Here is a 13039-nt window from a genome sequence, read left to right on the forward strand (position 1 = left end):
AGATGAGAGACAGCGGTCGTGATCGAGATGGACACTGCGGAGCACGCACCTGAGTAATGCGTATGATGTTCTCAGAACGAATTGACAATCAATTATTGGCTTTACTTCATTAACTTCAATCACTGAAACAAGGGGAAACAATGGAACAACTGCCTACAAAAAGAACACCGGGCGATGTTGCGCATGATGTGGCAAGAGGACTGATTTCAGCGATACCGGCTGCTGGTGGCCCACTTCAGGTCTTGTTCGAAACTGTTTTTTCCGCCCCGCTGGAAAAGCGCAAAGAAAAATGGATGCAGGAGCTTGCGCTCGCATTAATAGAGTTACAACAAACTGTCAATGATTTTACGCCTGAGAAACTCGCCGAGAATGAGGCTTTTATCACGATGGCGATTCGAGCTTCTAACATCGCCATTCGTAGTCATCAACAGATCAAACTAGACGCGCTGCGAAATGCAATAGTTAATTCGGCAAGGTCCTCTTCGATAGATGAAGATGAGCAGATGGCTTTTATTCATCTCATTGATCAATTTACGCCGTCACATTTGCGCTTACTTGGACTTCTTCACGACCCTCAACAATGGATAACGATAAATGGTTGCCCAGAGTCCAGCGATAGATTTAAGAGCGTATGGAGCCTTATTGCGCTCTGCATGCCAGATTTGATCGTTCGGGAAGACACGGTAAATAATCTTGTCCGCGATCTTCAATCAAGCGGGATAGTTGAACAAATGTTGTCAGTAGGCGCGGTGATTGAAGGGTCTGGCGCGCTCGAGCCGCGAACTACAGCGTATGGTAGGAGGTTCGTTTATTTTATTTCTGTATCGTAGCTATTGAGTGGAAACAGGGAGCACGGCCGTCTGCTCGCTTGGTTGTCTACTTTTTTCCAAGCGGAAGCCAGCCTCCAGCAATTTGATGCCATCCCTCGCACTCACAGATGAGCTGGTTTCAAGCCAGCAAAGGTCCGCTATAGGTCTTGGATTCAACCGGTCGACGCAACACACTAAACTCTGGGTAAGCAGAAGGAGTGTTACGGATGAAGCAGAGAGCAAGGATTTATTATACGGATGCCCAGAAGGCGTTGATGTGGGAGCACTGGAAAAAGGGGGAATCGCTCCAGCAAATTGCCCAGCTGTTCGATCGAAACCACTCGTCTATACAGCGAATTCTTGCCGAGTCTGGTGGCATTCGGCCCGCAGAAAGACACCGATCAAGACTGGCATTAACCTTGGCCGAGCGGGAAGAAATATCACGCTCGCTAGCTACTGGTCAATCGATCCGTCAGATTGCTCAAGCACTTGGACGAGCACCGTCCACTATTAGCCGTGAGATCAGTCGCAATGGTGGCCAGACGAGCTATCGAGCTGGCTGTGCAGACGCGGCTGCTTGGAAGCGAGCCCATCGTCCTAAGTGCTGCAAACTGGTGACCTGTAGTGGTCTAATGTCTCCGGACACCTCGATAGGTGGATAATTCACCTTCGAAGGAGTTTACATGACCAGGCAGCGCCGCAATTTTGACCCTAGCTTCAAGCTTGAGGTCGTTCGAATGATCACAGAACAAGGCCTCAGCATTTCGCACGTCAGCCAGACGATGGACATTGGCGTTACCGCGATCCGTCGCTGGATGGAACAGTACGAGGCCGAGCAACAAGGCCAGCCAGGCATTGGCAAACCGTTGACGGCTGAGCAGCAGCGAATCCGTCAGTTGGAGCAGGAAAACCGTCAACTTCGTAGTGATGTGGACGTCTTAAAAAAGGCATCGGCCTTCTTTGCCCGCGAGCTCAAATGAGCTATCGGCTCATCGATGAGCTGCAAACGAAGGCCGTACCTGTCGCACAAACCTGTCGTCTCCTTGGTGTTAGCCGGGCTGGATTTTACGAAGCCAAGCGTCGTGCAACTGCGCCGATGTTTTGCAAAGCGAGCGTGCATTTGCGTGCCGCGTTCATGAGCAGCGGCCAAAGTTACGGCAGCCGTCGGCTTGTCACGGCACTGGCCAACAGAGGCCTGCAGGTCGGGCGTTACAAGGTGCGCCGCCTGATGCAACAGGCCTGCCTGAAGCCAGTCTGGAAGCGCAAATTCGTACACACAACCGACAGTAAGCATGCCCTGCCGGTTGCGCCGAACGTCCTTGCCCGACAGTTCAACCCGGCAGCGCCGAATCAGGCTTATGCCTCGGATATCACGTACATCCGTACTGGCGCAGGCTGGCTCTACTTGGCTGTCGTGCTCGACCTGTTCTCGCGCAGAGTCGTGGGCTGGGCAATGGCGCCGAGCATGCCAGCTGCCTTGGTTTGCGATGCCTTGCGTATGGCGATCCAAGCTCGGCGACCAGCGGCCGGACTGGTCGTCCACTCCGACCGCGGCAGCCAATATGCAAGCGACCAGTACCAAGCGTTGTTGACCGAGCATGGCTTCGTTTGCAGCATGAGCCGCAAAGGCAACTGCTGGGATAACGCCGTCGCTGAACGCTTCTTCTTAAATTTAAAGATGGAGCGTGTCTGGCAGCGCAATTATGCGAACCAAGCCGAAGCCAAGCTTGATGTGGCCAACTACATCGTCGGCTTCTACAACTGCGAGCGCTTGCATTCTGTATTGGGCAATCTGCCGCCCAGCGTCTATGAACGCGCAATGGCAGAGAAAGAACTTATCGTTGTGTCCGAAATTACTTGACCACTACAACCAACCCTGAGTTGGCAAATATCGTAACAAGCAAACTCCAATTACAGTGGTCGCCTGAGCAAATTGCTGGGTGGCTCAAGCATACGTTTTCAGGCAGCGAGGATTACCAGGTGTCGCATGAAACGATTTATCGCAGCCTCTTCATTCAGGCCCGTGGTGCGCTGAAAAAGGAGCTACTTGAGCATCTTCGGCGAACCCGGGCCATGCGCCGATCGCGTCATCATACGCAAAAGAAAGAAAATCACGGCAGGATCAAAGATACGGTATCGATCAGCGAACGACCTGCCATAGTGGAGGATCGCGCTGTACCAGGACATTGGGAAGGAGACCTAGTGTTCGGAGACAGAAATAGCCAGATCGCTACCCTTGTCGAACGCCACACTCGTTACGTGATGCTAGTAAAAGTCGCAAGCAAAGATACAGAAACAGTCATCAGCGCATTGATTGATAACGCCCGTCAGTTACCCCGAGAGCTTTATCAATCACTGACTTGGGACCGGGGCAAGGAAATGGCTGACCACAAGCGTTTTACCATGGCCACTGATATCGATGTCTACTTCTGCGATCCACACAGCCCTTGGCAGCGTGGTAGCAATGAAAATACCAACGGACTATTACGCCAGTATTTCCCAAAAGGCATCGATATCTCCGCGTACTCGCAGGCCCAACTTAACGAAGTAGCTCGCAAATTGAACGAACGGCCAAGGAAGACTTTAGAATACCAGACACCCGCTGAACGATTCAGCAAACTTGTTGCATCGACCGGTTGAATCCAAGGTTGAAAGCAGACGTTAGTAGCATTCGCACCTGCATGATGGACTCGCGTTGCACTTCTTAGACGGCTCATAGCAACTACGCATAAATTACGCAATCAATTTACAACTCATTAATTATAAATGGATGTGGATTCCGGCCGGAGGCACTACCTACTCGCACCACGCATTCGTATCACGTTAAAAACCCGCAATCTTCTCAGGAAGCGCGGGTTTTTTGCTATCTGGCCTCGGCATTACACAAGCGCCGTCAGCCTAGCGCACCCCTACCGGCAATCGAATTGCATGGCACTGTGGGGCATGGCCTTCTGGGGCACCCACTCCGGATCAGGTCTGACATTTGGACACCAATTCTGATGTAGTCAACTCATTCGCTTTTCAAGGCTTAGTTGAGGAAAATATCAGCTTTTCCAAGTGACGTCACCTAGAATTGGAGCCGGGGCAAAACATAAACCCAGACTCTGCACTTGACTCATACAAAGCTGAGGCTGTGTCCAAATGTCAGACCTGACACCATCACGGACACGCCAAACACATGCGGCAGATCGTCCGCCTCAATTTCCTGCCTGGAATCGGCGATATCGATCTTGACCGACGCCCTGGCACAGCGGATACCGATGCCGATCACCCCGCCAACCGGTGTTAACTTGACCGCATTTAACAGCAAATTCCAGCTCTAGGTTCGGTCCAACTCTGAGAGTTGGCCTGGTATCCGGACACGAACTCTAAGGTAGTCAAACTTGTTTGCCAATCAATGGCGCTGAGTGAGTATCGACTCTTCCAAACGCCATCTATTAACTTTGGTGATGAGACAAAACATCTAATTTAAGTCCGGACTCTGATTTGGCTCGTGCAAAGCTCAGTCTGTGTCCGAATGTCAGACCTGACCCCAATTTACATGACCCCAATTTATGCAAAGCTGAGTCTGTGTCCGAATGTCAGACCTGACCCCAATTTATGATTTATGCAAAGCTGAGTCTGTGTCCGAATGTCAGACCTGACCCCAATTTATGACCCCAATTTATGACCTCCAATTTATGACCCCAATTTACTGTGACCCCAATTTACTGTGCACGCTTGGCGAAGAAGCTCAACGTGCTCGACTTGGCGCGCATGGTGGGACACAAGGACCTACGGCAGCTGCAGGTGTACTACAACGAAACGGCAGAGACGATGGCAGCACGCTTGGATGAAGAGCTGCGATTAGCGAACAGGACTGTGATTCATATTGTCATGACTTCAAGCCCCATCAGCCACGCCAAATAATTCTTATTAAAAACAAAGGGTTAAATGCTTCTCGCTTGTAACCATTTTGTCTTTTTTGGAAAATGAATTCCAAATTTTTGGGAGATCATGTATCGACAGCAGTCAGACGCCTATGACACGTAGGCCGGTTCCCCTCGAGAGTTTTTTTCTATTTCTATGAAGCTACGCTGCTGATCTGCTTGCTCACTACTCGTGCCTTGTTGGAATTTTGCACAAGTCAATACAAACCTTGCCTAAATGACAAAACATTGTTAAAGTTTCCAGAATATAACTATATTTGGGGAACTGAAATGAATTCGCAGGGTCATATCGCACATCTTGATGGTTGGCGGGGACTTGCCATCTTCGCAGTCTTTTTCGGGCATTTTGTCAGTAAAGCGCAATACTGGTGGATTGGCACGTTCGGAGTTGCGCTATTTTTCGTACTATCCGGATTTTTAATGTGCAATATTCTGTTCTTCAAAAATACTAAACTACCTGATTTTTTTGCCCGAAGGATCATTAGGGTTGGTCCTACATTCGTATTGTTTGTCCTTGCAATTACGGTGTACGCGTCGACGATGCAGCCCGTTCGCTACACTCCTTCGGCCACCGAGGTACTATCGACCCTACTTTTTCTGAGATCTTATCTTCCGTCTAACTCTGGCATCATTAACGACGACTGGCCAATTGGGCATCTGTGGTCACTCAACGTCGAAGAACACACGTATATTTTTCTGGCTATAGCCGCGCTCTGCGCAAGGAAACTTAATCGCCGATGGATGACTGCCGCAATTCTCCTTGTGGCGACTGCCTCCGCTTTGTACTTTTCAGTATATTACGTCCTACACCCAGCATCAGGTAATGGAACGCCGGCGTACTTCCGTAGTGAGGCGGCATCTCTCGGAATATTGGCTGCGGTATCGCTAAGCTATATCAAGCGCAGTTGGCCCCATCGCGTTTTTGACCGAATTCATCCGCTACTTCCCGTTGTCAGCTTGGCGGTTGCGTTTGTCTGCTTTACTGATCCCCTCCGTTGGCGTGGCTTCCACCTCATCATTGCGCCGCTTTGTCTTGCTTTCACTGTCAACTTTCTAGACCGCCTGCCCGCTGCATTTATCTGCCTCCTCTCGAACGAGCGGCTGTGCTGGATTGGGCGCATTTCATTTTCACTGTATATTTGGCAGCAACCATTCCACTTTGCTGTTTGCCACTACGATATGAATGCTTGGCTGGCGGTACTCCTCGCTGTCGGCCTTGGCCTCGTCTCGTTCTATGGGTTTGAGAACCCGGTAAGGCTTTGGCTGACCCAAGCGTGGGATGTCCGGAAATCTAATACGTCGCAAGTGGGGCAAGCCATAATCATTCTCAAATAATTCCAATCCATGGCCCGTTGAATCTGCAAGCAATCCGAACTTCACTGAGAATATGAAGTTTGGAATCGAACAAGAGTTTCCCGTACTATATAAGTACATCAAGCTGCGTCACGTAACCAGCACGTTGCAGGACGGGAGTTTCAGGATCGGTACGCTCCGAGAACACCAAGGCTAAGACCATGAAGAGATCGGCGATAAAGAAGAGGCGATTCTGGTCGTCTCTATATCCCACCGATCGTAACGTAGCCCCTTGATGCATGGGGGGTGCTCCTATCGGACTGAGCGGGATTTTGGCGAAGCTACGCTAAAAGTTACGCCACGACGGGCGCACCCTGAACACAGCCAGTGTTATAGCTTCGGCTGCTCTTGGACTACCGGCTAGTCCGCTAGCATGGCGTGCAGTGTCTCCGCCATGACCGGGGCGGTAAAGGATGATCCCTGTCGGAAGTAGTCATGTGTGCGGAGGGCTAGGGCGCCAGTGGTCAGACGCTGAGTGGGTGTGATCTTCCGCAGAACAAGATCGGGTAGTTTCAAGGTTTTTCGCTATCCACCCTCAGGATCACCAGGCGCCGCCAGCCCAATCCCCCCAACCGGCAACCGAATCGCAAACGTCGCCCCCCGTCCCCGCCCTTCACTGCTGACACTGAGCGTCCCCTCATGCAGCTCCACAATCCGCCGCGCGATATACAGCCCCAATCCAAGCCCGGTCGCATTGTCATGCTGCTGCAGCTTGAACGCGCCAAACACATGCGGTAAATCGTCCGCCTCGATCCCCTGCCCTGAATCGGCGATATCAATCTCGACCCATCCCCCGCTGCGGCGGATGCCGATGCGAATCACCCCACCCACCGGCGTGAACTTGACCGCATTGAACAGCAAATTCCAGCACACCTGCTGCAGCCGCTGCCCATCCGCCTCGAAGCGGATGTCCGCGCCGTAATCAGCCGGCGTCACCTGCATCAGGATCTGCTTGGCATGCGCATGCGGCTCCACCGTGGCGATGGCTTCGCGTAACACTTGCCCCAGCACGATCGGCTTGCGCACGATGGACATCTGCCCGGTCAGCGTGCGCGCCGCGTCGATCAGGTCGTCGACCATGCCGGCTTCCTGGCGCACGTGCACGCGCATCGCTTCCAGGCCGCTAACGGCCTTCTCTGGCAGGTCGGGGATCGTACGCAGCATCAGCTCGATGCGCATCGACAGCGCCGACAGCGGCGTGCGCATCTCGTGCGAGACGGTCGCCAGGAACAGCTCGCGCGTGCGGTTCACGCGCGTCAGGTCGTCGATGGTTTCGCGCTGCCGGTCGAGCGTGCCCGAGAGCGTGAGCAGCAGGGTTTCGTAGGTTGCCATGCGCTGCGCCGATACGGGCGCATCAAGCCGCACTTCGCTCCACAGCAGATGGCCCGACACGCCGATCTGCCGGCCGATGCGCTCGCAGGCCAGCGGCGAGCTGAAATCGGCAAAGCGCCAGCCGAAGACCAGCACGCCGTACACGTCGCCATGCAAAAGCAGCGGCAACGCGCGCACGCAGAAGCCTTCGCTGAATTCGCTGGCCGCTGGCGTGCCCTGCTGGCAGACGTCGCGCGCCAGGCTGCGCTCGAGCGCCGTGCCGGGGCCGTCCTCGGCCCACAGCGTCGACTGCTCGGCGAGGAAGGTCGACATGCGCGAGCCGGTCAGCGGGCCGATGCGGCGCACGCCGGTCGCGTCGTAGACGGACGTCACCAGCCCGGTCGCCTCGGTGTACTGGCGCAGCGGCGCTCGCCAGTCGTCCCAGTCGATGGGCGGCTTGTCGGGCAGGTCGACGGCGATCACCGATTCGTTTCGACCGGCTGGTGCGTCGACTCGGGCAAGGGCTCACCATTGGCGACGGCTTCCTCGATCATCGGACTCTGGCGCGATGGCGAACGCGACAGCAGACCGTAATACGACGAGAACGGCAGTTGCGGGACGGCCTGGTTATTGTTGTCGCTTTCGTCCAACAGATTCAGGCCGCCCACGCCGATCGTGTATTCGCGCGTCACTTGCAGGTTGCGGCTGCCGCGCACTTTCGGCACGGCCAGCGCGCGCCGCAACACGGTAGAGATTTCGACGTAGTTGAGCAGGATGATGTTGTCGACCAGATGCGAGCCCTTGAGCTCTTCGCTGATTTGCGATACGCCCAGCAGTTCGGGGCTTTCGTAGTTGAACAGCGTCGTGGCCAGCCGGTTCTTGAAGAAGCTCGCCAGCGCGTACAGGTAATCGGCCACTTCGCTGCGGCTGGTCATTTCATACACGGCGATCGAATCGAACACGACGCAGTCGATGCCTTCCTTTTCCACCAGCTTGATGATGCGGTCGAAGTGCACGTCCAGCTCGAGTTCGAGCGGCGACTCGTAATGGATGAACAGGTCGCCCGCATCGACCAGCGCCTGCAGATCAAAGCCGAGGGGCTTGGCGTTGCGCATCAGCTGGCGTGCGTGCTCGTCCAGGCTCACCAGCAGCGCCTTATGGCCGTTCTTGATCGCGTCGCTCAGGAACTGCACGCTGAGCACCGTCTTGCCGGTACCGGAAATGCCGCTGACCAGCGTCACCGAGCCCTTGTAGATGCCACCGTCCATCATCTTGTCGATGGCGGGCGAGCCGGTCGACAGGCGTTCTTCCGACGTCGGCTGATCGGGCGACATGACCGGGCGCGACTGGGCGCGGCGGTACACGTGCACGCCCTGATGCGCCTCGATGCGCATGGTGTGGCTGCCGCCGATGAAATCCTGGCCGCGCGACTTGGCCACCGTCAGGCGGCGGTGCACGCGGCGGCGCGATTCTTCGAACGTCAGCGAGATGATGGTGTCGAACACGAAGCGCTCGTGTGCCAGCACGCCGCCGAGCGACGCGTCCTTTTCGGCCGTGACCATCGTCGTCACGCCCAGGCGCGTGAGTCCCTCGATCAGCAGATGCACGTCTTCACGGAACGGGATGTCGTTGCCTTCGGCGTACAGGCGCAATGGCGTCAAGCCATCGATCAGCAGGCGCTTGGCGCCCATCGCGATCAGTGCGGCCGAAAACGCACCGTCGCTGCTGCGAAATTCGCTCATCAGCACGGCGGGGCTGGTCTGGATGATCTTGATCCGGCCCTGGTCGATCATGCCCTGCAGGTCCCAGTCGAAGCCGGCCGCGTCGCGCAGCAGCTTGGCCGGGTCGAGCTCGAACGAGACGATGGCGCCCGGCTCGTCGAAGTCGACGGCGCCGCGGTAGATGAAGCCCAGTCCCAGCGTCGTTTTGCCCGCACCGGGCGGCCCTTCGACGAGCAGGTTGTTATTGCGTGGGATGCCACCGTGCAGGATCTCGTCCAGCCCCACAATCTCCGTCCTCACCAACGCGCTCATGAACTCACCTTTTTTGCAGAATGGGGCAGCTTATCATGTGTGCAAGCTGCGCTCCAGCAGCAGCGGCACACCGCCGATTCTTGACCCTGGCAAGCTCATGATCTATTGTGTCGAATGATGCTGTAGAACAATCCGGCCTGCGCTCTCTACTACCCCGCGCCGGTCGTCACATCCGTACTTCCTGCACGCCCTCTCGATAGGCAAAGGCCGCCGCCCGCATCCATGGAACAACAGCGCACTCCCCTCAGCGACGCGGTCCGGCACATCGTCGATGAAGCATTGCAGGCCGCCGAAAATGAAACCGCCGCCGGCCAGCCGGCGCAGGCCGAAGCACTGTACCGCGCCGTGCTCGACCTGGCCCCCGGCCATGCCGGCGCCCACTTTGGCCTGGGCCTGCTGGCGCGCCAGGCCGGCGACCTGGCCGCCGCGATTCCGCACCTGACCGAAGCCCTGCAGGGCGCCACGGGCGAAGGGCGCTACTGGCTCGCCTACATCGAGGCGCTGATCGCCGCGCGCCAGTTCGCCACCGCGCACGACTTGATCGCCCTGGGGCGCAGCCACGGCCTGGCAGGGCCGGAGGTCGATGCGTTCGAGCAGCAACTGGCCACGGCCGGCGCGCCGGATCCCGAAACGATCGCCGCCGCCACGGCGCTGTTCGCATCGGGCCGCCTCGATGAAGCCGGTTATGCGGCGCAGTTTTTAACCGAGCAGTTTCCGCAGCATCCGTTCGGCCACAAGCTGCTGGGCGGTATCCACCACCTGCAGGGCAACCTGCTGCAGGCGCTCGAGTCGATGCAGGTGGCCGTGCAGTACGCGCCGGACGACGCCGAGGCGCTGAGCAACCTGGGCTTGCTGCTGCGGGGCGCAGGCCGGCTGGCTGACGCGCAGGCCGTGCTCGAACGCGCCGTCGCGCTGCGGGCGGACGATGCCCACGCCCACAACCACATGGCGCTCACGCTGCTTGACGCAGGCCGCCTGAGCGAAGCGTATGCCAGCGCCAGCACCGCGCTCGCGCTTGATCCGGCCCATGCGCAGGCCGGCAATACCCTCGCGATGATCCTGCAGCATCAGAGCCGCGCGCTTGAGGCGGTCGAGGCCTACCGCAGCGTGCTGGCACGCGATCCGCACAACACCGATGCGCACAGCAATATGCTGTTCTGCATGAGCCAGGTGAGCAGCATCGGTGCCGATGCGCTGTTTGCCGCGCATTGCGCTTTCGGGCAGCAGCTCGAAGCGCGCATCGGGGCGCCGCGCACCACCTGGCACAACACGCCGGACCCCGGGCGCACTCTGCGCGTCGGACTCGTCTCGGGCGACCTGCGCAACCACGCGGTGGCCGCGTTCATCGAACCGCTGCTGGCGCGCCTGGCAGGCCGGCCCGGCCTGGTGCTTTACGCCTATTACAACTATCCGGTGCACGATGCAGTTACCGCGCGCCTGCGTGGCCACATGGCCCAGTGGCGCGATGTGGCCGGCCTGGACGACACCGCGCTGGACGCGCAGATCGTCGCCGATGGCATCGACATCCTGATTGACCTGGCCGGCCACACCGCCCACAACCGGCTGCCGGTGTTCGCGCGCAAGCCGGCGCCGCTGCAGGCGACCTGGATCGGCTACCCGGGCACCACGGGGTTGGCCGCGATGGATTACTACCTGACCGACCGCTTCATCCTGCCGGCCGGCCAGTTCGACCACCTGTTCACCGAAAAACTGGTGCGCTTGCCGGTCTCGGCGCCGTTCCAGCCGGCCGCCGACGCGCCCGACATCGTCGCGCCCCCGGCGCTGGCCAATGGCTACGTCACGTTCGGCAGCTTCAATCGCCTCAGCAAGATCAGCCGCGCCGTGGTCGCTGCCTGGGCCGGTCTGCTGCGCGCCGTGCCCACTGCGCGGCTGCTCGTGGCCGGCCTGCCCGACCACGGCCACGAGAGCCTGCTGCCATGGTTCGACGAAGAAGGCATCGCGCCCGAGCGCCTGCGCTTTCATGGCCGCGCCGGCATGCACGACTATCTTGCCCTGCACAACGAGGTCGACATCTGCCTCGATACCTTCCCGTACTCGGGCGGCACGACGACGCTGCACGCGATGTGGATGGGCGTGCCGACGCTGACGCTCGCGGGCGAGACCGCCGCCGGCCGTCAGACGGCCTGCATCCTCGAACACAATGCGCTGCCACAGTTCATCGCGCACGACGCCGCCGCCTTCGCCGCAAAAGGTGCGGCCGCGTGCAGCGACCTGCCCGCGCTGGCCGTGCTGCGCGCCGGCATGCGCGGCCGCTTCGCGCCCACCGCGTCCGGCCCCATGAATCGGATCGCCGACAGCGTCGAGCATGCATTACGGTTGATGTGGCGGCGCTGGTGCGCGGGCCAGCCGGCCACCAGCTTCGACGTGCCGTTGCCGCCAAAGCACAAGCCGCAGCACGAGCCACACCAAACGCTGAATCAGCAACCGGATACTGTGCCGGCGCCGGCGCCGGCAGCACCCCCGATCCGCGTCACCCAGCCGCACCTGCCACCGCTGCAGGACTTCATTCCCTACCTCGAGCAGATCTGGGAGAGCAAATTCCTGACCAATGGCGGCCAGTTCCACCAGCAGCTCGAAGCAGCGCTGTGCGATTACCTGGGCGTCGCGCATATCTCGCTGTTCGCCAATGGCACACTGGCCCTGATGACGGCCCTGCAGGCACTGGGCATCGAGGGCGAGGTGATCACCACACCCTATTCGTTCGTCGCCACCAGCCACGCGCTGCTGTGGAACGGCCTGCAGCCCGTCTTCGCCGATATCGACCCGGTCACGTTCAACCTCGATCCGGCGCGCATCGAAGCAGCGATCACGCCGCGCACCACGGCCATCATGCCGGTGCACTGCTACGGGATCCCGTGCGACGTAACAGCCATCGAACGCATCGCCCGCAAGCACGGCCTGAAGGTCATTTACGACGCGGCCCATGCCTTCGGCGTACGCCAGGACGGCGCCAGCATCCTGCGCCACGGCGACCTGTCGGTGCTGAGTTTTCATGCGACCAAGGTATTCAATACCTTCGAAGGCGGCGCGATCATCTGCCACGACGCGGCCACCAAGCGCCATATCGACCTGCTCAAGAACTTCGGCATCCAGGACGAGCAAACGGTCGTCGCGGCCGGCATCAACGGCAAGATGAACGAGGTCAGCGCCGCCTTCGGCCTGCTGCAACTGCGTGGCATCGACGCCGCGCTCGCGCAGCGCCGGGAGATCGCCGCGCACTACCGGCGCCTGCTGGCAGACATTGCCGGCATCGATCCGATGCCGGACCTCGGCGACGACGCCAACAACAGCTACTTCGCGGTGCTGGTGCGCGACACCTATCCCCTCAGCCGAGATGCGCTGCACCAGAAGCTGCACGATGCAGGGGTTCACGCGCGCCGCTATTTCTATCCCCTGATCAGCCACTTCCCGATGTACCGCGCCATGCCGTCGGCGGCGCCCGCGAACCTGCCCCAGGCCAACGTGATCGCGAATCAGGTCATTTGCCTTCCTATTTATCCGGCACTCGGCGCGCAGGATGTCGAGCGCATCGTCGGCCTGATCAAGCAATCCTGAATCGCACGATGCATCTACCCACGCCTGA

The 13039-nt window shown here is 58.4% G+C and carries 8 protein-coding genes and 3 pseudogenes; 8 read left to right on the top strand and 3 right to left on the bottom strand.

Annotated features, from left to right (window positions below):
• Positions 1–140 precede the first annotated feature (140 nt).
• The 4 genes and pseudogenes from AC1MGT_RS08640 to AC1MGT_RS08655 form a co-directional block, all read left to right on the top strand.
• Positions 141–830 (top strand): hypothetical protein, encoded by a 690-nt coding sequence (locus AC1MGT_RS08640; protein ID WP_499503852.1) that lies wholly within the window; start codon positions 141–143, stop codon positions 828–830.
• Between the two features lie 206 nt (positions 831–1036).
• Positions 1037–1426 (top strand): annotated as a pseudogene (locus AC1MGT_RS08645) (transposase); the annotation flags it as partial.
• Between the two features lie 66 nt (positions 1427–1492).
• Positions 1493–2670 (top strand): IS3 family transposase gene (locus tag AC1MGT_RS08650; protein ID WP_499500736.1). Its coding sequence is split into 2 segments (ribosomal slippage): positions 1493–1760 and positions 1760–2670, totalling 1179 coding nucleotides; the frame shifts between segments, so codons are not numbered across the junction.
• 11 nt (positions 2671–2681) lie between these two features.
• Positions 2682–3449, top strand: a pseudogene (locus AC1MGT_RS08655) (IS30 family transposase); the annotation flags it as partial.
• Positions 3450–3924: 475 nt separating this feature from the next.
• On the opposite strand, the gene AC1MGT_RS08660 reads toward AC1MGT_RS08655, so the two are convergent.
• Positions 3925–4119 (bottom strand): hypothetical protein, encoded by a 195-nt coding sequence (locus AC1MGT_RS08660; RefSeq protein ID WP_499503853.1) that lies wholly within the window; start codon positions 4117–4119, stop codon positions 3925–3927.
• Positions 4120–4529: 410 nt separating this feature from the next.
• Between AC1MGT_RS08660 and AC1MGT_RS08665 the strand changes: the two genes are divergently transcribed.
• Positions 4530–4718: a hypothetical protein gene (locus AC1MGT_RS08665; protein ID WP_499503854.1), complete on the top strand. Its 189-nt coding sequence runs from the start codon at positions 4530–4532 to the stop codon at positions 4716–4718.
• Between the two features lie 248 nt (positions 4719–4966).
• Positions 4967–6073 (top strand): acyltransferase family protein, encoded by a 1107-nt coding sequence (locus AC1MGT_RS08670; RefSeq protein ID WP_499503855.1) that lies wholly within the window; start codon positions 4967–4969, stop codon positions 6071–6073.
• A gap of 543 nt (positions 6074–6616) precedes the next feature.
• On the opposite strand, the gene AC1MGT_RS08675 is transcribed toward AC1MGT_RS08670, so the two are convergent.
• The gene (locus AC1MGT_RS08675; protein WP_499503856.1) at positions 6617–7885 is read right to left on the bottom strand and encodes a sensor histidine kinase; all 1269 of its coding nucleotides are present in this window, start codon (positions 7883–7885) and stop codon (positions 6617–6619) included.
• Positions 7882–9435, bottom strand: coding sequence for an ATPase domain-containing protein (locus AC1MGT_RS08680; protein WP_499503857.1), 1554 nt, complete (start codon positions 9433–9435; stop codon positions 7882–7884). The genes AC1MGT_RS08675 and AC1MGT_RS08680 overlap by 4 nt, the downstream gene beginning before the upstream one ends.
• 222 nt (positions 9436–9657) lie before the next feature.
• Between AC1MGT_RS08680 and AC1MGT_RS08685 the strand changes: the two are divergent.
• A pseudogene (locus AC1MGT_RS08685) lies at positions 9658–11682 on the top strand (tetratricopeptide repeat protein); the annotation flags it as partial.
• A gap of 207 nt (positions 11683–11889) precedes the next feature.
• Complete coding sequence (locus tag AC1MGT_RS08690; protein WP_499504267.1) at positions 11890–13011, top strand: DegT/DnrJ/EryC1/StrS family aminotransferase; 1122 nt, start codon at positions 11890–11892, stop codon at positions 13009–13011.
• The last annotated feature ends 28 nt before the right edge of the window (positions 13012–13039 follow it).

It is taken from the genome of Telluria sp. BA11, from assembly GCF_056680305.1.

Bases quoted from the DNA above. Each gene is read 5' to 3' on its own strand.
- AC1MGT_RS08640 (WP_499503852.1), top strand. From the start codon at position 141: ATGGAACAACTGCCTACAAAAAGAACACCGGGCGATGTTGCGCATGAT.
- AC1MGT_RS08680 (WP_499503857.1), bottom strand. From the start codon at position 9,435: ATGAGCGCGTTGGTGAGGACGGAGATTGTGGGGCTGGACGAGATCCTG.